The following is a 23,749-nucleotide window of genomic DNA, read 5'->3' on the forward strand; positions in this document are numbered from 1 at the left end:
TCCATAATGTTCCGCCCGCTCACAGGTGCCGACGAGCTCGATCTGTTCTGCCGGCTGTCCTACACGCTCGACCACGAGCTTGCCGACGACCTCGCCGAGGGCCGCCGGCTGCCGTCCTGGATGTGGGTCGCCGTGCGCGAGGACCGGGTCCTGGCCAGGATCTCCTGGTGGACCGGCCGGAAGGGCGGCACTCCGCAGGCCCTCGACTTCTTCGACCTGGACGACTCGCTTCCGGAGCCGGAACGTTCCGAGGTCGGGGCCGAGTTGCTGAGACGGGCGGCGGAGGCCGTCCTCCCGGCCGATGTGTCCCAGTGGCCCGAGTACGGGCGCTTCGTCCCGCCGGACTGGCGGGAGAACGACGCCCACCGGGACGTCGTCGAGTCCCGGATGCGGATCCTGGAGTCGACCGGCGCCCGCCTGATGGTGGAGCGGCTGCGCCTGGAGTGGCGTCCGGGGACACCGGTGGCGGAGCCGTCCGGGCGGCTGGTCTTCCGGCCGGTGAAGGACCGCGAGGACCTGGTGACGCTGATGACGCCGGTGATGGAGGGCACCCTCGACGCGCACAGCCAGGCCGACCTGGCGGGCGGGCTGAGCCTGCGCGAGGCCGCCGAGCTGCACTACGACGAGGAGTTCGCGCACTTCAAGACGCCGCAGAGCTGGTGGCGGATCGCCGAACGAGCGGACAGCGGCGAGCCGGTGGGCTTCGTGGTCCCGGCCCGCAACAGCTACCACCCGATCATCGCGTACGTCGGTGTGCTGCCCGCCCACCGCGGCCGGGGCTACATCGACGAACTGCTCGCCGAGGGCACCCGGGTGCTCGCCGCCGAGGACGTGCCGCGCATCCGCGCCGCGACGGACCTCGCCAACGTGCCGATGGCCAAGGCCTTCGCCCGCGCGGGTTACGTCAACTTCGAACGGGCACTGAATATGACCTGGGGCTGACCGGGCTCCCGCCCGGGCAGAGCCGTCCCCGAGAAGAGCTCGTTGACGGAGGAGGGGCCGCCAGTGCTGTTCGTCGTGTGGGCGCCGCAGGCCGAGGACCGGGTCACGCTGCATCTGCCGGGCGCGGACCCGGACACGTACCCGATGGAACGCAAGTCCGGGTCGGACGGCTGGTGGGCAGGGTGGGGGCCGGCCGAGCACGGCAGCCGCTACGGCTTCTCGCTGGACGGCGGCCCGGTGCTGCCCGACCCGCTCTCGCGGCGCCAGCCGGACGGCCCCGACGGGCTCAGCGCGGTCGTGGACCACGAGGTGTTCGAGTGGAGCACCTCGTGGGCGGGGCGCCCGCTGACGGGTGCGGTGCTGTACGAGCTGCATGTGGGCACGTACACCCGCGAGGGCACCTTCGACGCCGCCGCGAAGCGGCTCGCGCACCTGGTGGAGCTGGGGATCACCCATGTCGAGCTGATGCCGGTGTGCCCGTTCCCGGGGACGCACGGCTGGGGGTACGAGGGGGTGTCCCTGCATGCGGTGCACGAGCCGTACGGGGGGCCGGACGGGCTGAAACGGTTCGTCGACGCGGCGCACGCGGCCGGGCTCGGGGTGGTGCTCGACGTCGTGCACAACCACCTCGGCCCGTCCGGCAATTACCTGCCGCTGTTCGGCCCGTACTTCACCGACACCCACCAGACGCCCTGGGGTTCGGCGGTCAACCTGGACGCCCCGGGCTCGGACGAGGTGCGCACGTACCTGATCGACAGTGCCCTGTCCTGGCTGCGGGACTACCGGATCGACGGGCTGCGGCTGGACGCCGTGCACGCGCTCGCCGATACCAGGGCGCTGCACTTCCTGGAGGAACTGTCGGCGCACGTGGACGCCCTGGCACAGGACCTGGGCAGGCCGCTGTTCCTGATCGGCGAGTCCGACCTCGGCGACCCGCGCACCACCGCCCCGCGCGCGGCGGGCGGGCTCGGGCTGCATGCTCAGTGGAACGACGACTTCCACCACGCCCTGCACACCGCTCTCACCGGGGAGTCCCAGGGCTACTACGCGGACTTCGCGCGCGCACCTCTGGAGGCGCTCGCGAAGACCCTCACGCAGGTGTTCTTCCACGACGGTACGTTTTCGTCGTTCCGGGGGCGGGCGCACGGGCGGCCGGTGGACCGGGCGACGACGTCGGCGCACCGTTTCCTGGGGTACGCGCAGACGCACGACCAGGTGGGCAACCGGGCCGTGGGCGACCGGCTGTCCGCGTCGCTGTCCCCCGGGCTGCTGGCGTGCGCGGCGGCGCTGGTGCTGACGAGTCCGTTCACGCCGATGCTGTTCATGGGCGAGGAGTGGGGGGCGCGCACGCCCTGGCAGTTCTTCACCGACCACACCGATCCGGAACTGGCGGAGGCGGTACGCACGGGCCGCCGCCGGGAGTTCGCCGCGCACGGCTGGGCGGCGGAGGACATTCCGGATCCGCAGGACCCGCGCACCCGGGAGCGCTCCTGCCTGGACTGGTCGGAGCCGGACCGCGAGCCGCACGCCCAGCTCCTGTCCTGGTACCGGGAGCTGATCGCCCTGCGCCGCGCGCACCCGGACCTCTCGGACCCGGACCTGGCGGCGGTCAGGGTGGCCCACTCCTCGCACGGGGCGGGGCGCTGGCTCGCGTACCGCAGGGGCGACGTCAGGGTGGCGGTGAACCTCGCACCGGACCCGGCGACCATCGGGCTCGGCCGCAACGGACGCACCCGGGTGCTGGCGGCGTGGGAGCCGGTGGAAGCACCGGGACCGGACGGGGTGCTGGTGCTTCCGGCGCACTCCTGCGTGGTGCTGGGAAGCTGACCGAGCGGGATGCCCCTGCCGCCTCTTGACCTCAAGTGCGCTTGAGCCCCTACGGTCCCCATTCGGACCATGGAGGGGCATTACCCAGGTGTGGGCGCGCATGGGCGAGGGCGCCGATGACGGTGCCCTGAGCCGCAAGCACATCGTGTCCGCGGTGAGCGAGGCCGGTGACCCGTCGCGGGGCGAGCGGGTGGGCGCTGACGGCGGAGCAGGTGGCACGGCTGGACGCGGCGAGCGCAAGGCCGGTGCCGTATCCGTACGACTGGATCAACAGTGTCGAGGGGCGGATCTAGTACCCCTCGCGCCCCTTGCGCCCCTTGCCCCCGCCTCCCGCACCTTGAGCCGGCCCCGGAGGGTCACTTTCCTGGTGGCCCTGAGCTCTCCCTCGGCTCCAGGTGCGGGAGTTCACCCTGTACGCCGCGTACGGGTGCCCCGTCGAGGACGGCGAGGAGTTCCTGCGCGGCGAGGCGGCCGAAGCCGGGGGTGTCGCGCACCAGGGCCGTCAGCCGGGGGTGGGTGACCCGGCAGAGCGCCGAGTCGTCCCAGGCGACGATGGACAGCTCTGCGGGCACGGGGACACCACGGCCGGCGGCCACGGAGGCACCGGCGACGGCCATCACGTCGTTGTCGTAGACGATCGCCGTGGGGCGGGTGTGCGGGGGCTCGTCGAGGATGCGGCGGGTGGCCTCGGCGCCCTCCGCGTCGGAGTAGTCGGTGGCCACCGAGCGCACCTGGTCCTCGGTGAGATCGCGGCGGGCGGCCTCCGCGCGCAGGGAGACGATGCGCCGTTCCGTGTGTGCGAGGCCGCGCATTCCGGCGACGTGCACGATGCGGCGGTGTCCGAGCGAGTACAGGTGGTCCAGTACGGAGGCCATCGCGCCGGCGTCGTCGGCCCACACGTTGGACACGGCCAGCGGGGTCTCCGCGTGGTGCCGGTCCGCCTCCAGGCCGCCGATGACGACGGCCGGCAGCCCCAGGGAGGCCAGCAGGGCGGGGCGCGGGTCGTCGACGCGGGGGTCGACCACCAGGACGCCGTCCACGCGCCGTTCGGCCCACCAGCGGCGCAGGACGGCGAGTTCGGTGTCGAGGTCCTCCACCACTTGGAACAGCAGCGCCACCCGGCGTGCGGACAGCGCCTCCTGGATGCCGGAGACGAGCTGGAGGAAGAACGACTCGACGCCCAGGGTCTGCGCGGGCCGGGCGAGCACCAGCCCGGCGCACCCCGACCGTTCGCCGGAGAGCGCGCGGGCGGCACTGTTGGCCTGCCAGCCCAGCTCCTCGGCGACTCTGCGCACCCGCTCGCGGGTGCCCGGGGACACGCCGGGGCGGTCGTTGAGGGCGAAGGACACGGCGCTCTCGGAGACTCCGGCGCGGCGGGCGATGTCCTTCATGGTGGGCCTGCGCGCCGGACGGGGCCGGATGCCGTCACCGGACGCGGCAGCAGCGGTCATGGGGCGGGGTTCCTCTCGGGAGCGGGGTTCTGCCGAATCTGCGCAAGGGGTGCTTCCACCCGTACGTCCACGGCCGCGCTGTACGCGATGCGGCCCTGCCCGACCGCCTTGACCAGCACCCAGTACCTGCCGGGTGCGGTGGTGACGGGCGGGTGCAGGGTGAAGCAGGGGGCTTCGGCCGTGCCGTCCGCGGGGACGTCGACGACGCACGAGCGGGGACCGGCCGACTGCCAACCACCGTACGGGGAAACCAGGATGGCCTCGCACCGTAGGTCACTGCGCAGGGTGTTCGACAGGTGGACGGGCAACGGGACGCTCTCGCCCGCGACGACACGGACCGTTCCTTCGGGCACGGTGACGGCAATCCCCGGCACGGGCAGCGCGCGGTCACCGGCGACGGTGACAGTGAGGCTGTCCTCCACGGCGGTGCCGTCCTGGAACCGTGCCGTCACCCGCACCAGGTGGTCGCCCGCCGCCGCCTCGTGAGGCGGTTCGACCGAGAACGGAAGGCGCACGTGCCCGCCCGCGTCGAGGGTGACGGTCTCCGTCGTCCACGGTGTCCGCCACCCGCAGGGCGCATGCACCGTGACGGCAGCCTCCCCCGCCGGGCCCCCGGACGCGACCGTCACCAGTTCCGGCGCGACCGTCACCGCGTACGGTGCGTCGCCCAGCGGTGCGGTGCCGGTGTTGTGCAGCCAGTACCGGCTAAAGCCCGGCTGCAACGCCTCCCTGTGCTCGACGGTGGACCCCGGTCCCTCCGGCAGGGTGAGGTGCAGGGTCGTCCACTGGTTGCCGCCGAGCGTCACCCGGTACGCACCGTCGCCGGCGTCGGGCGTCAGTTCCTGCTGCGGTACGTCGAGGAGGTCGGCCCGTGCCGCCCCGGCCACCGGGGAGGGCACCCGGACCGTGCCGGTGGCCGTCCGCCCCTGTGCCTCCCTGAGACGTACGGCCACGCCTCCGTCGGCGGCGCGTTTGACGGTCTCCACCAGCAGCCCGTCCACCTCCAGGAAGCGCCCGGAGCCGGGCTCCGCACCCGTCACCCGCGCCGTCATCGGGGAGTTGAACTCCCTTCCCCTGCGCATCAGATCGAGGTCCCGCCAGTCCCCCGCCCCTGCCACCAGGGCATGCGTGAATTCGTGCGTCCAGTGCTGGAGCTGGAAGGAGCTGCCGTCGGGGGCGGTGCGGCGCGGCGGGTCCATCCACGCGCCGCTGGGCCGCCCGGTGCACGACCGCAGCAGCGAACTGTGCAACCGGCCCCGGGTGTCCACCGCGCACCCCGGTGTGCCTCGCACCAGCAGGGCGACCGTGCGGTCCTCGAAAACGGCACACTCCTGCGCGCCTTCCTCCGGCAGTGGATGCAGCGCCTCCACCTGGTGCTCGCGCACCACAGCGTCGGTGAATGACGCAAGGGTGCCCGCGAGCACCAGCACCGGAAGGTCTCTCGCTCCCGTCAGGTCGCATCCGGGCTGCCAGGTCTCCCGCAGTGGCCGCAGCGCGGGCACCCACACCACTGGTGCACCGCTTTTCACGGCGTCCGTGTACGCGGGGTCGGCGGCGGCCAGGACGGCGGCGGTGAAGGCGTTGGTCTCGGGGCCGCCCAGGGCCAGCCGGAAGTCGGGCAGGCTGCTGTCGACCGCGATGTCGCCCCAGCGCGGCCCGCCGGACCGGGTGGGCGTGGTCGTCACGCCGAGCGCGCCCAGCGCCGTCACGCACTCCCGCAGCCCCTGCGGCGGTCCCGCGTCCGGCAGCACGATCTCCCCCGCCCCCAGCGCCCGCACCCCGGCCGCCGCCCCGTCGGGGCCGCTGAGCACCGCCCGGGTCGTCGCCGAGAGCCCGAACCAGTTCAGGCACGGGGTGTCGAGCGTCCAGGGGGCCCGGGTGTGATCGGCCCCGGTGTCGGCCTCGGGGAAGGCAAAGCCGCGTCCCAGGGCCGCCGTGGCCGTCTCCGCGACGGGCTGTGCACCGGGGACGTCGACGGGCACGCGCAGCCGTACGAGCTGGTCGCTGCCGGTGAAGTCCTGGACGAGGGTGTGCAGTTCCACCCTGTCCACGCCGTCCCACAGTGTGGTCGTACGGGTCCATGCCACGGGTCCGGTGCGCCCCGAGGCCACGATCCGCACCCCGATCGGGCAGCGCTCGACCCGCACCGAGTCGGCGGGCACGTCCGCCGACGACTCCCCCGGCCCCTTGGGCAGCAGATGCCAGGGCCCCTCCTCGAAGAAGGGGTGCGCCGGGTACTCGTCCTGGACGACGAGTCCGTCCACCTCGCCCGCCGTCAACAGCTCACACCCGTCGGCGAGTTGGGTGATGCGGCACAGGCCGCCGCCTCGCGCGGGATCGGCCTCGACCTCGTACACCTCGTTCCGTACGACAGGTACCGCTCCCTCCTCGGCGGTCCACCCCTCGGACAGTCCCGTCTCGTCGTGCACCACCGACCAGGTCCGCTGCCCGAGTCCTGGCACGCCCCGCGCCAGGAAGGCGATGCTCACCGTGCCCTGCGAGGAAATCCCCTCCACCAGAACCGGGGAGAGCGCGCCCGTCGCGTCGCGCACGGCCAGCCGGTCCGCGTGTGCGGCAAGGCCGGGGAGCTCCACCCGTACGACGTCCGTGCGCGCCCAGGACAGCGCGTTGACGACGGTCACGGAGGACCCGGTCGCCTCCCCGACGAGCGCATCGATAGCCAACTCCCGCACCTCGGTGGCGAGTTCATGCGCCTCGCGCCAGGTCGGCAGCAGGTCCAGGTAGACCTGGTCGGAGAAGGTGCCGGTGACCGCGTCGTGGTGGGCGGCGTGCAGCAGGTGGCGCCAGGCCTTGTCGAGGGCGGCCTGCGGGTACGGGAGGCGGTGGTGCGCGTGGGCGAGGGCGGCGAGGGTCTCGGCCTCCTGGAGGAGGTTCTCGGCGGCGCGGTGGGCCTGTTTCACGTCGGCGTACGAGACGTCCTTGCCGGTGTAGACGGGCCCCATCTCGCGCGTCACCGGAAGCGGAAGCTCGCCCCGGGTGGCCAACTCGGCGCGGACGGCGGCGAAATGGTCGCGTGGGGTGGCGTGCACCAGCTTCGGCCAGGTGTAGCGCGCGGCCCACTCGCGCTGGACCGCGAGGCCCCAAGGGTGCGGCCAGGAGAAGTCCGTGCCCATGGGGATGAGGACGTTGCGGGTGGTGGCGGACTGCCGGAGCAGTTCGAAGAGTTCGAGGAGCTTGGCGGCGGCGGCCTCCGCGTCGGGTTCGGCGTGCGAGAACCAGCCTGCGGAGTAGTGGGCGGGGAGGTAGTGCAGGAGCAGGCCGGGGCCGCCGCCGGGGGCGATCCACTCGTACTCGGAGGGCAGTTGCATGGCGGTGGGGGGCCGCAGCGCCGCGCCCCAGGTGTCCATCATCGGGCCCCACTGGTGGTACGGGCCGCGGGCGAGGACCGCCGAGTCGAGGCCCGCGCCGGCCATCAGGGCGGGGAAGCCGGGGTCGTGGCCGAAGACGTCGAGCTGCCAGGCGGTGCGGGGGTCGCCGCCGAGGGTGTCCCGGTGGAGGCGGAGGCCGTGCAGGGCGCTGCGGACGGTGGTCTCGGCGGAGGTGAGGTTGGTGGAGGGCTCGTTGTAGGTGCCGCCGACGATCTCCAGACGGCCCTCGGCGATCAGCGCACGCAGCTCGTCCCGGTATTCGGGACGGGTGTCCCAGAACGGCTTGAGGTAGTCGACCTCCGAGAGGACGAAGCGGTACGCGGGGTCGTCGCGGGCCTGCTGGAGGTGCAGCGGTACGAGGGTGAAGGCGGGCACGCCGACGTACTCCCAGCCCTTCGCGGGCTCGCCCGCCCGGGCGGGGGCATCCCACTGGGAGGTGTAGGCGGCCTGGGTGTTCCACCACAGGGGGTCGTAGTGGAAGTGCGGGACCAGACGAACGGTCCAGCCGGGTTCGGCGGCGACCAGCGTGCAGGGACGGGAGGCGAGGAGCCGCCCGTCCGGGGTGGCGACGCGGACGGTCGCGGGGAGTCGGGTGCCGGGGGGTGCGCCGCGCAGGTCGACGGACACCTCCACGGCCTCCGACGTACGGACGAAGTCGTCCTCCGCGCAAGCCGGTTCGCGGCCCGCACCCGCCCCTTGGCGCCCGTCCTCGGTGGCGGCGCCGACGCTCACAGGACGGCAGCTCCCGGGGGACGCGCCGTGCACGTCGACAGACGCCTCCGCGGCCTCCGGCGTACGAGTGACGTCGCCCTCCGGACCCCGCAGTTCGGCGGCCGCGTCCACCCCTCCGTACGCCTCCACCGAGTCCGCGCGCAGCCATCGCGGGTGCGGCGTCTCGACCTGTGGGCCCGAGAGTGAGACGACGAGGGGGCCGGCCGGGCGGCTCCGCCGCAGTCCCACCCGTACCACCTGCAAGGGATGCTCCTCGGGGCCGGTGAAGAGACTCGGGGTCTCGACCCCTGTGACCGTGACCCCGGTGTTCCTGCCGTCCACCCGAACCCCCAACTCCGTTCGCCGGTAGGCGAGTAGCAGCTAAACCGCATTAGCGATCACACGGCAAACGACGTGCACGCGCACGTCACGCACTCCGGCTAAACCGCATTAGCGCGAAGAAGCATTACCGCGCGCACCGCAGCGTGTCAACTCCCCGCTCAACCGCTTTAGTCCAGCTCACAGCCGCACAAAAACCAACGCTGGCTTACCTGTTGACGAATGTGTGCCGTCGATCCATCGTGTGTTTCGCAATCCGGCAGCGCGGCCGGTGCGAAGAGGAGGATCGACGATGTCCCGTGGGCGCCTGTCCCGCATCTCCATCGCCACCGCCATGGCGGCAACCCTGCTGTCCACCGCCGCCTGCGGTGTGGGCGGCAGCGGCAATGACAACGATGCCAAGCAGCCCGAGAAGTCGGGCAAGGTGTCGGGCGAGATCAGCTTCCGTACGCTCCAGCTCAAGCCGACCTTCACCACGTACGTCCAGGGCGTCATCGACGCGTTCCAGAAGAAGTACCCGGACGTGAAGGTGAAGTGGGAGGACGTGCCGGGCGACGGCTACAACGAGAAGCTCGTCGCGGACGCGCAGGCCGGCGCACTGCCGGACGTCGTCAACCTCAACACCGACTCCTTCCAACTCCTCGCGGACCGGGGCATGTTGGCGGACGTCGCCAAGCTGGACCCGGCGGTGCAGAAGGACTACGTGCCGGGCGCGTGGGACCAGTACAAGCTGCCGGGCAAGGAGGGCGTGTTCGCGTACCCCTGGTACGTGACACCGGAGATCCTGACGTACAACAAGGACCTCTTCGCCAAGTCGGGGCTGGACATCAACAAGCCGCCGACGACCGTCGAGCAGTTCTTCGACTACGCGGAGAAGATCACCGAGAAGTCCGGCGGCAAGTACGCGGCTTTCATGGCCGACCCGAAGTCCCGGCTGCCCGGCGACTGGCAGAAGATGGGCGTGCCGGTCCTCAACGAGAAGAAGGACGCCTTCAGCTTCAACACGCCGAAGGCCGTCGAGTGGGTCGAGCGGATGAAGGAGCTGTACGCCAAGGGCGCGATGCCCAAGGAGTCGCTCACCAAGTCCGACGACACCAGCCAGCTGTACGGGGCCGACAAGCTGGTCTTCGGGCCCGGCTCGCCCGGCTTCATCCGGGACGTGAAGGCGAACGCGCCGAAGGTGTACGCCAAGACGCAGGTGCAGAAGGCGGTCACCGGGGTCCTCGGCCACATCGGCATCTACACGCAGTCGCTGGGGGTCCGCAAGGACACCAAGTCCCCTGACGCGGCTGCCGAGTTCGCGAAGTGGGTGACGAACGGGCCCAACCAGGTCGCCTTCTCCAAGGAGGTCGCGATCTACCCCTCGAACGCGAAGGGCCTGGCCGACCCGTACTTCTCCGACAAGGGCGACGGCAAGGACCCGGAGACGCTGGCGCGGGCGCTCGGCGCGGAGGAGCTGAAGGAGGCGCAGCTCGACGCGAACACGCCGGTCGAGTGGACCAGCCAGATCGGTGACGCGGTGGTCCGCGAGATGCAGAAGGCCGTCAAGGGCGAGGTCGACGCCAAGACCGCGCTGGCGAAGGCGCAGGAAGAAGCGAACAAGATCCTGGCCCAGCAGGCCAAGCAGAAGAAGTAGGCGGCGGACGAGCCATGGCGCAGATCGCTGGTACGGACCGGGGCGCGGCCACCGTCGCGAAGGGCGCCGACCGCGTCCCGGGTCCGCCGGGGGCGCGGGAGACGCGCCGCCTGAAGAAGGAGCTGGGCCAGGAGTCGGGGCTGGTGCACCGGCGGTGGTGGACGCCGTATCTCTTCCTGCTGCCGGGGCTGGTCCTGGTGGTGCTGTTCAGCCTGTGGCCGTTCATCAACACCGTCATCCTGTCGCTGACGGATGCTCAGATCCTGCGCGGCGGCGGGTTCGTGGGGCTCGACAACTACGTACGGGCGCTCGGGGACGACACCTTCTGGCTGGCGCTGGTCAACAGCGTGGTGTACACGGTCGTGGTGGTGCCGTGCCTGGTGTTCCTGCCGCTGGCGCTGGCCGTGCTCGTACAGAAGAAGATCCCGGGGATCGGGTTCTTCCGGTCGGCCTTCTACACGCCGGTGATCGCTTCGGCGGTGGTGGTCGGGCTGATGTGGCAGTGGATCCTGCGCAGCGACGGGCTGGTCAACACGGTCTTCGAGAAGCTGCGGCTGGTCAGTGAGCCGGTGCCGTTCCTGACCGACTCCACGATGCTGCTGGTCTCGGCCATGATCGTGACGGTGTGGAAGGGCCTCGGCTACTACATGGTCTTCTACCTGGCCGCGCTCGGGAACGTACCGACCTCGTTGTACGAGGCTGCGGCGATCGACGGGGCGGGACCCGTGCGGCGGTTCTTCTCGATCACCGTGCCGACGGTGAAGCCGATGATGCTGCTGGTGGGGACGCTGTCGGCGATCTCCGCGCTGCGGGTGTTCACCGAGATCTACATCCTGGGCGGCGAGAGCGGCGGCCCGGGCGGCGACTCCCGGACGCTGCCGTTCCTGATCCGGCAGGTGGGTCTGGGGTTCGCGGGCGAGACCGGGTACGCGGCGGCCATTTCGATTCTGCTGTTCCTGCTGACGCTGGTGTTCAGCGTGCTGGGGCATCGGCTGTCCAAGGGGGACGAGAGTTGAGTACGACAGCCCCGGTTGCGGAGAAGGCTGCCGCCGCCAAGAGGCCGAAGCGGTACAGCAGGCGGGTGGTCGTCGGGCTTTCCGGCCGGTATCTGACGCTGTGTCTGATGCTGGTGGTGCTGGTCGGGCCGATCGTCTGGCAGTTCCTGACCTCGCTCAAGGGGCGTGGCGAGAGCGTGTACGAGGGGGTGCTGCCCAGCGATCCGACGCTCGACAACTACGCGCGGGTCGCGGACGCGTTCCCGCTGTTCCAGTACGTCGGGAACACGCTGATCGTGGCCGCGCTGGCCATCACCTCCAACTGCCTCTTCGCGGCGATGGGCGGGTACGCGCTGTCGCGGGCCGGGTGGCGGGGGCGCAAGACCGTGTTCACGGTGCTGATCGCCACGCTGATGTTCCCCTTCGAGTCCGTGATGATCTCGATGTTCCTGACGGTGCGGGAGATGGGGCTGGTCGACACGCTGGTGGGTGTGTGGCTGCCCGGTGCGGTGTCCGTGCTGAATTTGATGATCATGCGGGCCGCCTTCCTCGCCGTGCCGAAGGAGGTGGAGGAGGCCGCCGTGCTGGACGGGGCCAACGAGTGGCAGCGGTTCCGGCGGGTGTTCGTGCCGAGTGCGAAGGGCGCGCTGGCAGTGGTCTGCATCACCAGCTTCATGGGGGCGTGGGACGACTTCCTGTGGCCGCTGATCGTGCTGACGAACAGTGACAACTACACGCTGCAACTGGGGTTGAAGACGCTGGCGGGCGCGACGACGGTCAACGACCAGCGGCTGATCGCCGCCGGGGCGATGGCGGCGTTGCTGCCGATGCTCCTGCTGTTCTTCGCGTTGCAGAGGTACTTCTTCCGGGGGGTCGGGGAAGGGGCGATCAAGACCTGAGCCCGGGTGTCTGACGAACTGCCTTACCGTGCTAGCGAATTGGGGATTCCGTACATGAACGCTGTGCCTCCGCTCCCGCGTTTCGGGGCCAACTACACGCCGTCGGTGGGGTGGTTCCACCACTGGCTCGACTTCGAACTCGACGACGTGCGCAGGGACTTCGACTCGCTGGCCGCGCTGGGGCTCGATCACGTGCGGGTCTTCGCTCTGTGGCCGGTGTTCCAGCCGAACCGGTCGATGATCCGGGGCCGGGCGGTCGAGCAGCTCGGGCAGCTCGTGGACGCGGCGGGCGAGCGGGGTCTCGACGTCGCGGTGGACGCGCTCCAGGGGCACCTGTCGAGCTTCGACTTCGTACCGACGTGGCTGACGACGTGGCACCGGCGGAACATGTTCACGGACGTGGACGTGGTGGAGGCCGAGGCGCGGTACGTGGAGACGCTGGCCTCTGCTCTGTCGGGGCGGTCGAACTTCATCGGCATGACGCTCGGGAACGAGGTCAACCAGTTCTCGGACCGGCCGCATCCGGATCCCGATCCGTGTACGTACGAGCAGGCGGGGTTGTGGCTGGAGCGGCTGCTCGCGGCGTGCGAGCGGGGGGCACCGGGGAAGCTGCACACGCACTCGGAGTACGACGCGGTGTGGTTCCAGCCGGGGCACCCCTTCACCCCGGCGCACGCCTCACGGCTCGGGGGCATTACGACAATCCACTCGTGGGTGTTCAACGGGACGGCGCAGCGGCACGGGCGGACGGGGGCGGCGACCGTGCACCTCGCGGAGTACCTGATCGAACTGTCGAGGGCGTGGGCGCCGGCCGGGCGGCCGGTGTGGCTCCAGGAGGTGGGCGCTCCGGCGCCGCTGATTCCGGCGGAGCATGCCGGGGAGTTCCTGACGGAGACGGTCGAGAATGTGTTGAGTTGTGAGGATCTGTACGGAGTGACCTGGTGGTGCTCGCATGACGTGTCCAGGTCGCTGGCGGACTTTCCCGAGCTGGAGTACGGGCTCGGGCTGCTCACGTCCGAGCGGGAGGTGAAGCCGCAGGGGAAGGCGCTGGCGGAGATCGCGGGGCGGGTGCGGGCGGGGACTGCGCCCGGGCCCGTACGGAGGACGACCGCGCTGGTGCTGGACGTGGGGGATGCGGAGACCGCTCCCGGGCGGGCCACGTGTGCGCCGGGCGGGGACTTCTACGAGGCGTGGGCGCGGTTGGCGGGGGACGGGGTGCGGGCGGGGGTGGTCCTGGCGGACCGGGCTTCGGACGAGGGGTATGTGGCGGGGAGGGGGATTGGGGAGGTCGTGCGGGTGGAGGAGGTGCTGGGGAGGTAGGGCCGGCATGGGGGTACCCCTCGGGCCCCGGGGGACTGCCGGGTGCCGTGGCGGGTGTGCAGGTTGCCGGGGGCGGCTTGCGGTGGGTGGGGTTGCGGCTCGGCCCGTCCGGGGGTGTCCGCTGCACCGGGTGACTGCGGCGGGCCTCGGCTGTGCCGTGCCCGGCACCCCGATTGCCTGCGGCGCTTCGCCCCAGCCCCGCCCCTTCACCTAAACCCGCGGGGCTCAGTGGGGGCCGTGCGGGGGTGCGGTCGGTCTCGGTTCCGTGCGGGTACGTCGTGGCTGGTCGCGCAGTTCCCCGCGCCCCTAGACGGGGCTGCTTCGCAGCGCCCTTCCCCCCGGCCCCTCCCGGTGCCCCGCACCCTCGACGACCCCAAGCCCACCCCGTATCCCGGAAGGAAACCCCATGACCATCCCCCGTCGCACCCTCCTCACCACCGCCCTCGCCGCCGGTGCCGTCACCGCCCTGCCCGGCCCGGCGGCAGCCGAAGAAGCGGAGCCTGAGCCCAAACCCCTCCAGCCCTACGCCAGTTACTGGTTCCCCGACTCCTTCCCCGAAGGCAGAGAGCCCGACCCCGGCGCCACCTGGCGCAGCCTCAAGGCCTGGCGGGCCGCCGACGACCCGGACCTTCCCTTCAACACCTCCACCGTCCCCCTCGACCCCCGGCGCCGCTTCACCCCCACTCCCACCAACCCCACCGCCCGCCCCGACCAGGCCCGTCTCTCCGCCCTCGTCTCCTTCGGACCCACCGCACGCAATCCCTCCCAGGGCTCCCCCACCGCCGACTACTACGCCCTCACCCACTGGGCGTACCTGGAGGAGCTGGTCTTCTGGGGCGGGTCGTCCGGCGAGGGCATCGTCCTCGCCCCCAACGCCCCCGTCGTCGACGCCGCCCACCGGCACGGCGTCCGTGTCCTCGGCAACGTCTTCCTGCCGCCCGTCGCCTACGGCGGCAGCCTCCAGTGGACCCGCGACCTCGTGCAGCGCGACGCCCTCGGCCGCTTCCCCCTCGCCGCGAAACTCATCGAGGTGGCCCGTACGTACGGCTTCGACGGGTGGTTCCTCAACGGCGAGACGGATGCCGCCGGGGACCGTCAACTGGCCGCCGACTTGGTGGAGTTCGTACGGAGTCTGCGTCGCGCCGCCCCCGACCTCTCCATCACCTGGTACGACGCCTTCAACACCGAAGGACACGTCGGCTGGCAGGGCGCGCTCAACGACCTCAACGCCCCCTACTTCCGCCACTCCCGCTCCCTCTTCGTCGACTTCCGCTGGACGCCCGCCAAGCTCGCCGAGTCCGCCGCGTACGCCAGGCGCATGGGGCGTTCCCCGTACGAGCTGATGGCCGGCGTCGACGTCGAGGCCAACGGCTGGAACACCCGCGAGGACTGGGACGCCATCGTCCCCGCCACCCGCGACCACGTGACCGGCATCGGCCTCTACCGCCCCGAGTGGACCCTCCACTCCCTGCCCGCCGCGACCCGCACCCCGACCCAGTTCCACGCCCGCGACGACCAGTTCTGGACCGGCGAGCGCACCGACCCGACCGCCCCCTCCGGGCCCGGGAACTGGCGGCCCGCCGCCCAGTACCTCGCCGACCGCTCCACCGTCACCACCCTCCCCTTCGCCACCACCTTCAACACCGGTCACGGGGAGGGGTGGTACGAGGACGGACGGAGGACCGGCGACAGCGGGTGGAATCAGCTCGGGCTCCAGGACGTGCTGCCGTCCCGCCGCTGGGAGGTCCGGACACGCGGTGCCCGCCCGCAGGTCGGGTTCGCCTTCGACGCCGCCTGGCGCGGCGGCAGCAGCGTCCTGGTCTCCGGCGACCTCGCCGCCGCCTCCCCGGCCGAGCTCGACCTCTACCGTACGAGATTCCAATCCCGTCGCGCCGAGGTGGTGTTGACGTACCGTCAGGAAGAGGGCTCGGCAGCAGTGGAGGCCACCTTCACCGACGCGTCCGGCACCGTGCACGTCCTCCCCCTCCACCCCCAGCGCACCACCAACGGCTGGACCACCTCCCGCGCCCGCCTCCCCCGCACCGACGTCCACGCCCTCGGCGTACGCCTGAGCGGGAGCGGCGGCCCGGTGGTGTGGCGGCTCGGCGCGCTGGCCGTGTACGAGCACCCGGCGGCCCCTCCGCAGCCGCCCGCGCAGGTGCGCATCACCGGACGGCGCCTCACCGGCCCCGGCGTCGCCGAACTGCGGCTGCGCTGGCGGCCCGTGCCCGGGGCGCGCCACTACGAGGTGCACCAACTGCTCGTCGACGGCACGCGCCGCTTCCTCGGCGGCACGGCCTCGGCCGCGTACTACCTTCCGGCGGTGCGCCGTGGCGCGGACGGCACGTCCCGTACCACTCTGGAGGTGCGTGCGGTGAGCGCGCTGCACGCTTCGTCCCGGCCCTCCCCCGTCACCCTGTCCTGGTAGCCACCCCCCTCTTCACGTACGGAGTAACCCTCATGCACGACGACCGCAGCATCGTGGAACACCGCCTCCGGCGCGTACTGCACGACCGCATCCGGCCCGCCGTCCACTCGCAGTCCGTCCCGCTCACCATCGAGCGCTGGGAGGCCCCGGGCGAGCCGGTGCCCGTCGCGGAGGGGCTGGCCGCCGTGTACGGTCCGGCCTCGGCCGGTGACGCGTGGGGGCCGGCCTGGGGCACGACCTGGTTCCGGGTGACCGGGCGGGTGCCCGCCGAGTGGGCCGGGCGGACCGTCGAGGCGGTCATCGACCTGGGCTTCGACCGGAACATGCCGGGCTTCCAGTGCGAGGGCCTGGTCTACCGCCCCGACGGCGAGGCCGTGAAGGCGCTGAACCCGCGCAACGACTGGGTGCGGATCGGCGGGGAGCGGGTCGAGGGCGGGGAGGAGGTGCTGCTGTACGTCGAGGCGTCGTCGAACCCGATCCTGGTCGACCACGCGCCGACGTACGAGGGCGACCGCCTGACGGCACGTCAGGACCCGCTGTACCGCATCGAGCGCATGGACCTGACGGTCTTCGAGACCGAAGTCTGGGAGCTGGTGCAGGACTTGGAGGTCCTGGGCTCGCTCATGCACAACCTCTCCAAGGACGACGCGCGCCGCTGGGAGATCCTGCGCGCGATCGAACGCAGCCTGGACGCGGTGGACCTCACGGACGTCGCGGGCACGGCCGCCCGCGCCCGCACGGAGCTGGCGGAGGTGCTGGCCTCGCCCGCCACGCGCTCGGCGCACCAGATCAGCGCGGTGGGTCACGCGCACATCGACTCGGCGTGGCTGTGGCCGCTGCGCGAGACGGTGCGAAAGGTGGCGCGGACGTCGTCCAACATGGTCGCGCTCATGGACGACCACCCGGAGTTCGTCTTCGCCATGTCGCAGGCGCAGCAGCTCGCCTGGATCAAGGAGCACCGGCCGGAGGTGTTCGCGAAGGTCAAGAAGAAGATCGCGGACGGGCAGTTCGTACCGGTGGGCGGCATGTGGGTGGAGTCGGACACCAACATGGTCGGCGGGGAGGCGATGGCCCGTCAGTTCCTGTACGGCAAGAAGTTCTTCATGGAAGAGTTCGGCATCGAGACGAACGAGGTGTGGCTGCCGGACTCCTTCGGCTACACGGCCGCGATGCCGCAGTTGGTGAAGCTGTCGGGCTCGAAGTGGTTCCTGACGCAGAAGATCTCGTGGTCGCAGGTCAACAAGTTCCCGCACCACACCTTCTGGTGGGAGGGCATCGACGGGACGCGCGTCTTCACGCACTTCCCGCCGGTGGACACCTACAACTCCGACCTGGGCGGCGAGCAGATGGCGCACGCGGCCCGCAACTACCAGGAGAAGGGGAGGGGTTCACGGTCGCTGGCCCCGTTCGGGTGGGGTGACGGAGGTGGCGGCCCCACCCGCGAGATGCTGGCGCGGGCGGAGCGGCTGCGGGACCTGGAGGGCTCGCCGAAGGTGACGGTGGAGAAGCCGTCCGCCTTCTTCGCCAAGGCGGAGGCGGAGTACCCGGACGCGCCGGTGTGGGCGGGCGAGCTGTACTTGGAGCTGCACCGGGGGACGTACACCTCGCAGGCGAAGACGAAGCAGGGAAACCGGCACAGTGAGTCGCTGCTGCGGGAGGCGGAGCTGTGGTCGGCCACGGCGGCCGTCCGCGTTCCCGGATTCGCCTACCCTCAGGCGGACTTGGAGCGGATCTGGAAGACGGTCCTGCTCCACCAGTTCCACGACATCCTGCCGGGTTCGTCGATCGCGTGGGTGCACCGGGAGGCCCGGGAGACGTACGCACGGGTACGGGCGGAGCTTGAGGCGCTGACGCTCGCCGCGCAGACGGCGCTGGCGGGCGAGGGGTCGGCGGAGCTGGTCTTCAACTCGGCTCCGCACGACCGCAATTCCGTGGCGGCGATGGGAGCGGCGGCGGCCGGTCCCCGTACGGCCGAGGCGGTCACGGCGACCGCACGCGACGGCGGCTTCGCGCTGGCGAACGGGCGGCTGCGTGTGGTGATCGACGGACGCGGGCTGGTCGTGTCGGCGTACGACACGGAGGCGGGCCGGGAGGCGGTGGCGCCGGGCCTGGCCGCGAACCTGCTCCAGATCCACCCGGACTTCCCGAACATGTGGGACGCGTGGGACATCGACGAGTTCTACCGCCACAACGTGACGGACCTGACGTCGGTCGACTCGCTCGAACTGACCGCTTCCGAGGCCGACTTGGCGACGGTGACCGTGTCCCGCTCCTTCGGCGAGTCGACGGTCGTCCAGCGGCTGAGCCTCCGGTCGGGGGCGAAGGTGCTGGACATCGAGACGGACGTGGAGTGGCACGAGTCGGAGAAGTTCCTGAAGGCGGCGTTCCCGCTGGACGTGAAGGCGGACCGGTCGGCGGCGGAGACGCAGTTCGGCCACGTCTTCCGGGCGACGCACACCAATACCTCCTGGGAGGCCGCCAAGTTCGAGATCTGCGCGCACCGGTGGATCCAGGTGGAGGAGCCGGGGTGGGGTGCGGCCGTGGTCAACGACTCGACGTACGGGCACGACGTGACGCGTGATGTACGGGAGGACGGCGGCCAGACCACGACGGTGCGGCTGTCGCTGCTGCGGGCTCCGCGCTACCCGGATCCGGAGACGGACCAGGGCTCCCACCGGCTGCGGTTCGCGCTGGCGCCCGGGGCCTCGGTGACGGACGCGGTCCGGGAGGGCCACTGGATCAATCTCCCGGAGCGGACGGTGTCCGGGGCCGGCGCTTCCGTGGCTCCCCTCTTCCACGTCTCCGACGAGCGGATCGTCGTGGAGGCGGTGAAGCTGGCGGAGGACGGGAGCGGGGATGTGGTCGTACGGCTCTACGAGTCGGCCGGCGGTCGGGCGTCGGGGAGGCTGAGGGTGGGCTTCCCTGCGGGGTCGGTCGTCGAGACGGACCTGCTGGAGCGGGCCCTGCCGGGAGCGTCGGCGTATGAGCTGGGTGCCGGGGGTGAGGTGGGGGTGGCCCTGCGACCGTTCCAGATCCTGACCCTGCGGGTGGCGCGGGGCTGAGGCCCTCCGGGGGGGGCGGGTCGGTCGGGTCGGCACCCGGTGCGTGCTGCTGAGGCACGGGACGATCGGTCGAGTTCGGCACCCGGTGCCGGGGTATTTTCACCCCAGCCCCGCCCCTTCACCTAAACCCGCGGGGCAATGGGACGGGTCCGTGCGGGTGCGTCGTGGCTGGTCGCGCAGTTCCCCGCGCCCCTGAGGTGCCTGCCCTTCGGGCGGCACGTCAGGCACGTCAGGTCATCCGGCGTTTCAGGAGCGTCCCCAGCTCAGGGTCCCCCTCCGCCTCCCCGCCCAAGCACCCCGCCAGTTGAACCAACTGTTCCCGACGCCCCGCGTCGCCCGCCGACCCGGCGGCGAGGCCGTTGGCCCAGGATCGGCGCTCCGCCGCGTCCACCCCCACCGTCTCGTTGAACAGCGCGTACAGGGCGTACCAGCGCACGGCCTCGCTGTCGTCCGACCCGAGCTCCAGCAACGCGTCCAGCACCCGCCGCTCGGTCCGCCCCTCATCCGCCAGGAGAGGCAGCGCGGCAGCCACCGCGAACCGCAGCGGCTGCTCGGGGTGGTCCCGGTAGCCGAGCACCAGGTCGAGCGCCCCGCACGCCCGGTGATACCCCAGCACACTGATCAGCTGGCTCAGCACCCACGGATCCGGCTCGTCCCCCATCTCCGCCAGGACGGCCTCCACCGTCTCCTCCGTGAACGGCCTCCACCCCTCCTCGTCTTCGTCGCCCAGCTCCCGGAGGACATTCACCCCCAGTGCCCGCTCGTCCGGGTCGTCACGGCCCAGCAGTTCCACGGCGCGGTCGAACACCTCACGGGTCGGGCGTTGGTGCAGGGCGAGCAGGAAGGGCTGGGGCACGTTCTCGTCCGTGACGACTTCCGCCAGCGCACCGGCGAACAGTTCGTCCGTCGTCATGTTCTCGTCCTCGCGTCTCACCTGCACCGCGATACGCCGCGCGCAGTCCAGGGACTCGGTACGGGTCGTATCGACCTCCAGGTCGTAGACCATGTCCCGGTGCACCGATTCCGCCTGGCCGGCGGCCATGCCCGGTGTGCGGTCGCCGCGTGCGATCTCCCGCCCGGCAGCCACCTCCGCCGAGCAGCGGACCCCGACCCACAGCACCTCGACGTCACCGCCGAGCGCGGTCTTCCAGCGCTCCTGACCGGCCCCTCCCCCAAGGAACACCTCGTCCACGATGACCCGCGCCCCGGCCCGCACCATCGCCACGACCCCCGCGACCCAAGCGTCCTGGAGCCGGAGGAAGTCCTCCCCCACGGTCACCGTCCCGTCGGCGGCGATCACCAGGCCCTTGCCCGAGCCCGCTCCCTCCGCCTCGGGTTCTCGCATCGACACAGGGAGCATCTCGACGAACACGTCCGTGCCCAGCACCAGCCAGGGGTCGGGCAGCACCGCCTGCAAGCAGCGGGCGATGCCCGACTTCCCCGAGCTGGAGCCACCGTTGAGCACGATCATCCGGGTCTTCATCCGGCCAACGTAAAGCGCCCGGGGAGACCGACGCCAGGCATTTCCGCCCGGATCACCCTACGGAGCCAGTGTGACCTCCACCGGCAGCTTCTTGATGCCGTTGACGAAGTTGCTGCGTACGCGCGGGACTTCACCCGTCAGGCGGATGGAGGAGATGCGCGGCAGCAGCTCCTCGAAGAGGATCTGGATCTCCAGGCGGGCCAGCGAGTTGCCCAGGCAGAAGTGCGGGCTGCCCTTGCCGAAGGTGACGTGGTCGATGTTCTTGCGGGTCACGTCGAAGGTGTCGGGGTCCGTGAAGACGTCTTCGTCGCGGTTGCCCGAGGCGAACCACAGGACGACCTTGTCGCCCTCCTTGATCTCCTTGCCGCCCAGCGTGGTGTCCCTCGTCGCCGTGCGGCGGAAGTGGTAGACGGGGGACGCCCAGCGGAGGAACTCCTCCACGGCGGCGGGGATCAGGGTCGGGTCGGCCTGGAGTTTGGCGAGCTCCTCCGGGTGCTGGATGAGGGCCAGCATCGAGTGGGAGATGGCGTGACGGGTGGTCTCGTTGCCCGCCACGACCAGGAGGAGGAAGTAGTTGTCGAAGTCGGTCGGCGTGAGGGGAACGCCGTCCTTCGGGGTCTGGTTGACCAGGAGGCTGACCAGGTCCGTGCCGTCGCCGCCGCGCCGTTCCTCCGCCAACTTCCGTCCGTACGCGAAGACTTCGAGCGAAGCGGGACTGCGGAAGGGCAGGTTGCGGTACGCCTCGCTCTCGGAGGAGTGCAGGAGTACGTCCGCGTAGTCGGGGTCCGTGTTGCCGATGATCCGGTTGCCCCAGTCGATGAGCTGCTGGGTGTCGTCCTCGGGGATGTCCAGCATCCGGGCCAGGACGTTGATGGGGAAGTCCGCCGAGACCTCTTCGACGAAGTCGAAGGAGCCCTTGGCGAGGGCGGCGTCCAGGGTGCGGCGGGTCAGGACCCGCAGGAAGTCGCCGTAGGCAGCAACTGCCCTGGGGGTGAAGGGCTTTTGGAGGAGGCGGCGCATCGCCTGGTGGCGCAGGCCGTCCGTTTCGAGGAGGGAGCGGCGGATGGCGATCTGGTCGTCGTCCACCTCCTCCAGGTTGGTGAAGCGGGTGGAGGTGTACGTCTCCGGGTCCCGGTCGACCGCGACGATGTCGGCGTGCCGGGTGACCGCCCAGAAGCCGCTGTTCGGGGCGGGTTCGGGCTGCCAGTGGACGGGGTCCTCGCGGCGCAGGGTCTCCAGCATCCGCCAGGGGGTCTCGCCGTCGAGGAACTTGTCCGGGTCGGCGAGGTCCACGTCGGCGAGGGGCAGGGGTTCGGGCATGGCTGCAAACTCCAGGTGGCTCAGAGGTGATACGCGTACTCGCCGAACTCCCAGTCGGTGACGTGCTGTTGGAAGCGGTCGACCTCGTTGCGCTTGTAGGCGAGGAAGGACGAGGTGAAGTCCTTGCCGAGGAGTTCCGTGAGCGGGCCGTCGGCGACCAGGGCGTCCAGGGCGGCGGGCAGGGAGGCGGGCAGCTGGGGCGCCTTGCTGACGTCGTAGCCGTAGCCCTCGAGGGGGGCGGGAGGCTCTTCGCCCGCGCGGATGCCGAGGAGGGCAGCGGCCAGGGTCGAGGCGATGACGAGGTAGGGGTTGGCGCTGGCGTCGCCGAGGCGGACTTCCAGGCGGGAGGCCGCGCCGCGCTCCGGCGGGATGCGCAGCATGGCGCTGCGGTTGTCGAGGCCCCAGTCGATCAGCCAGGGGGCGAGGGTGTCGGGGCCGAAGCGCTTGTAGGAGTTGATGGTCGGGTTCTGGAGGGCCGCGAGCGCCGGGGCGTGGGCCAGGATTCCGGCGATGGCGTGGCGGGCCAGGTCGGAGAGGCCGTGGGTGGCCGAGGCGTCGTCGAAGGCGTTCTCGCCGGAGGTGTCGGAGACCGCCGAGAGGTGGATGTGGAAGCCCGAACCGCCTTCGTCGTTGAAGGGCTTGGCCATGAAGGTGGCCAACTTCCCTTCCTTGCGGGCGAGTTCCTTGACAGCCGCCTTGAAGCGGAAGCCCCGGTCGGCGGCGTCGAGGGCCTCGGAGTGGTCGAGGTTGATCTCGAACTGCCCGCTGCTGTACTCGTGGTTGCCCGCCGTGACGCGCAGTCCGAGGTCGCGCAGGTGGCGGATCGTACGGAGCAGATGGCGCTCGGGGTCGCCGCGCAGGCCGGCGGTGTAGATGTTGCCGGGGGCCTCCGCGTACCGGCGCCAGCCGGTCGGGGTGCCGGGGGCCTCTTCGCAGAGGAAGTATTCGAGTTCGGGTCCGACGACGGGTATCAGCCCGTACTCGGCCCACGCGTCCAGCACCCGCTGGAGCACGCCGCGCGGGGACTCCGGGGCGCGTTCGCCGGTCGCCGGGTCGGTGGCCTCGCCCAGGCACCAGGCGACGCCCGGCTCCCAGGGCAGTGCGACGAGGGTGGAGAGGTCGGGCTTGACCAGGATGTCGGGCAGTCCGGCGTCCAGGCCGCCCGCCACGTCGACCGTGTCGCCGCGCGGGGAGGTGTGGTAGACGGCGCGGCAGAAGGCCAGACCGTGCCCCAGCGCCGAGGGCAGGTGCTCGACGAGGATGTCGCGGGCCCGGTCGGTGCCGAGGAGGTCCGGGAAGGTCACGCGTACGACGTCGATCTCGTGACCCTGGGCGGCCAGCCGTTCCAGGGGCTCGCGGGCCTGCGGGGGCAGCGCGGCGTACCGGGTGACGGCGGCGGGGGCGGCGCCTTCGGCCGGGGAGGCCGGGGCGGACGCAACAGGTGTGGCGGACGCGGCCGCCGAGTGCGAGGGCGACGGGTACTGCTGAGCGCTCACCGGTGGATCCTCCATGTCGTTTGACTCCAAAAGATATGCAGGCCCCCGGTAGGGCACAAGGGGTGAGCGACAACTTTCCTCACCTTCACACGACCGCCGAACACGACTGTTGACCGGCCGGGCTCTGGGGCTTAACTTGTTTGAACTCAAACGAATTCGCGAGCGGGCCCCGCACCGCACCCCGTGCGTCCCGCAGGTGCCGTCGGCTCGCGTTCCCACCCGCAGCACCACTTCTTCTCCCGGGAGGCCCGCCCCATGAAGGTCGTCGTGGACATGGATGTCTGTCAGGACCACGGACAGTGCGTCTTCGCCTCCCCGGAGGTCTTCCGACTCAGCGACGAGGGACGGCTGTTGTACGTCGCCGAGCCCGACGAGTCGCTGCGCGAGGACGTCGAGGACGCGGCGGACGTGTGCCCGCTCCAGGCCATCACCATCGAGGACTGATCCGCGG

General features: G+C 71.3%; 14 protein-coding genes and 1 pseudogene. 10 read left to right on the forward strand and 5 right to left on the reverse strand.

Features of this window, described 5'->3' with window-relative positions; all coding sequences use genetic code 11:
• The first annotated feature begins 6 nt into the window (after positions 1-6).
• The 3 genes from IE269_RS12685 to IE269_RS12695 all read left to right on the forward strand — a co-directional run bounded on the left by IE269_RS12685 (position 7) and on the right by IE269_RS12695 (position 3,062).
• Positions 7-942: a GNAT family N-acetyltransferase gene (locus IE269_RS12685; protein ID WP_189822978.1), complete on the forward strand. Its 936-nt coding sequence runs from the start codon at positions 7-9 to the stop codon at positions 940-942.
• A gap of 63 nt (positions 943-1,005) precedes the next feature.
• On the forward strand, positions 1,006-2,769 hold the full coding sequence (treZ, locus tag IE269_RS12690) for a malto-oligosyltrehalose trehalohydrolase (protein WP_189822979.1): 1,764 nt from the start codon (positions 1,006-1,008) through the stop codon (positions 2,767-2,769).
• Positions 2,770-2,936: 167 nt separating this feature from the next.
• Entirely contained in the window at positions 2,937-3,062 is a 126-nt protein-coding gene (locus tag IE269_RS12695) for a hypothetical protein (protein ID WP_438817543.1), read from the forward strand.
• Between the two features lie 63 nt (positions 3,063-3,125).
• Here IE269_RS12695 and IE269_RS12700 read toward each other — a convergent pair whose 3' ends face one another.
• Together IE269_RS12700 and IE269_RS12705 are read right to left on the reverse strand one after the other, a co-directional pair.
• On the reverse strand, positions 3,126-4,220 hold the full coding sequence (locus IE269_RS12700; protein WP_189822980.1) for a LacI family DNA-binding transcriptional regulator: 1,095 nt from the start codon (positions 4,218-4,220) through the stop codon (positions 3,126-3,128).
• Entirely contained in the window at positions 4,217-8,578 is a 4,362-nt protein-coding gene (locus IE269_RS12705; protein WP_229897659.1) for a glycoside hydrolase family 38 N-terminal domain-containing protein, read from the reverse strand. Before IE269_RS12705 ends, IE269_RS12700 begins: the two co-directional genes overlap by 4 nt.
• Positions 8,579-8,951: 373 nt before the next feature.
• Here IE269_RS12705 and IE269_RS12710 point away from each other — a divergent pair, with 373 nt between their 5' ends.
• The 6 genes from IE269_RS12710 to IE269_RS12735 all read left to right on the forward strand — a co-directional run bounded on the left by IE269_RS12710 (position 8,952) and on the right by IE269_RS12735 (position 18,999).
• Positions 8,952-10,295 (forward strand): ABC transporter substrate-binding protein, encoded by a 1,344-nt coding sequence (locus tag IE269_RS12710; RefSeq protein WP_229897603.1) that lies wholly within the window; start codon positions 8,952-8,954, stop codon positions 10,293-10,295.
• Positions 10,296-10,309: 14 nt separating this feature from the next.
• Positions 10,310-11,311, forward strand: a complete 1,002-nt coding sequence (locus IE269_RS12715; protein ID WP_189822982.1) for a carbohydrate ABC transporter permease — start codon at positions 10,310-10,312, stop codon at positions 11,309-11,311.
• Positions 11,308-12,189 carry a carbohydrate ABC transporter permease gene (locus IE269_RS12720; protein WP_229897604.1) on the forward strand — a complete coding sequence of 294 codons (882 nt, stop codon included), beginning with the start codon at positions 11,308-11,310 and terminating at the stop codon, positions 12,187-12,189. The genes IE269_RS12715 and IE269_RS12720 overlap by 4 nt, the downstream gene beginning before the upstream one ends.
• A 54-nt stretch (positions 12,190-12,243) precedes the next feature.
• Positions 12,244-13,509, forward strand: a complete 1,266-nt coding sequence (locus tag IE269_RS12725; protein WP_189822983.1) for a glycoside hydrolase 5 family protein — start codon at positions 12,244-12,246, stop codon at positions 13,507-13,509.
• Between the two features lie 406 nt (positions 13,510-13,915).
• The gene (locus IE269_RS12730; protein ID WP_189822984.1) at positions 13,916-15,937 is read left to right on the forward strand and encodes an endo-beta-N-acetylglucosaminidase; all 2,022 of its coding nucleotides are present in this window, start codon (positions 13,916-13,918) and stop codon (positions 15,935-15,937) included.
• 32 nt (positions 15,938-15,969) lie between these two features.
• A complete protein-coding gene (locus IE269_RS12735) occupies positions 15,970-18,999 on the forward strand; it encodes an alpha-mannosidase (protein ID WP_189822985.1) in 3,030 nt (1,009 codons plus the stop codon).
• A 928-nt stretch (positions 19,000-19,927) separates the two neighbouring features.
• Here the strand turns inward: IE269_RS12735 and cpt are convergent.
• The 3 genes and pseudogenes from cpt to IE269_RS12750 all read right to left on the reverse strand — a co-directional run.
• A pseudogene (cpt, locus tag IE269_RS12740) lies at positions 19,928-20,470 on the reverse strand (chloramphenicol phosphotransferase CPT); the annotation flags it as partial.
• A 69-nt stretch (positions 20,471-20,539) separates the two neighbouring features.
• Entirely contained in the window at positions 20,540-21,802 is a 1,263-nt protein-coding gene (locus tag IE269_RS12745) for a cytochrome P450 (protein ID WP_189822986.1), read from the reverse strand.
• Between the two features lie 20 nt (positions 21,803-21,822).
• Positions 21,823-23,151, reverse strand: coding sequence for a glutamine synthetase family protein (locus IE269_RS12750; protein ID WP_229897661.1), 1,329 nt, complete (start codon positions 23,149-23,151; stop codon positions 21,823-21,825).
• Positions 23,152-23,481: 330 nt separating this feature from the next.
• On the opposite strand from IE269_RS12750, the gene IE269_RS12755 reads away from it, so the two are divergent.
• On the forward strand, positions 23,482-23,742 hold the full coding sequence (locus tag IE269_RS12755; protein ID WP_438817544.1) for a ferredoxin: 261 nt from the start codon (positions 23,482-23,484) through the stop codon (positions 23,740-23,742).
• The last annotated feature ends 7 nt before the right edge of the window (positions 23,743-23,749 follow it).

The organism is Streptomyces spiroverticillatus (genome assembly GCA_014650415.1).
Taxonomy (GTDB): Bacteria; Actinomycetota; Actinomycetes; order Streptomycetales; family Streptomycetaceae; genus Streptomyces; species Streptomyces spiroverticillatus.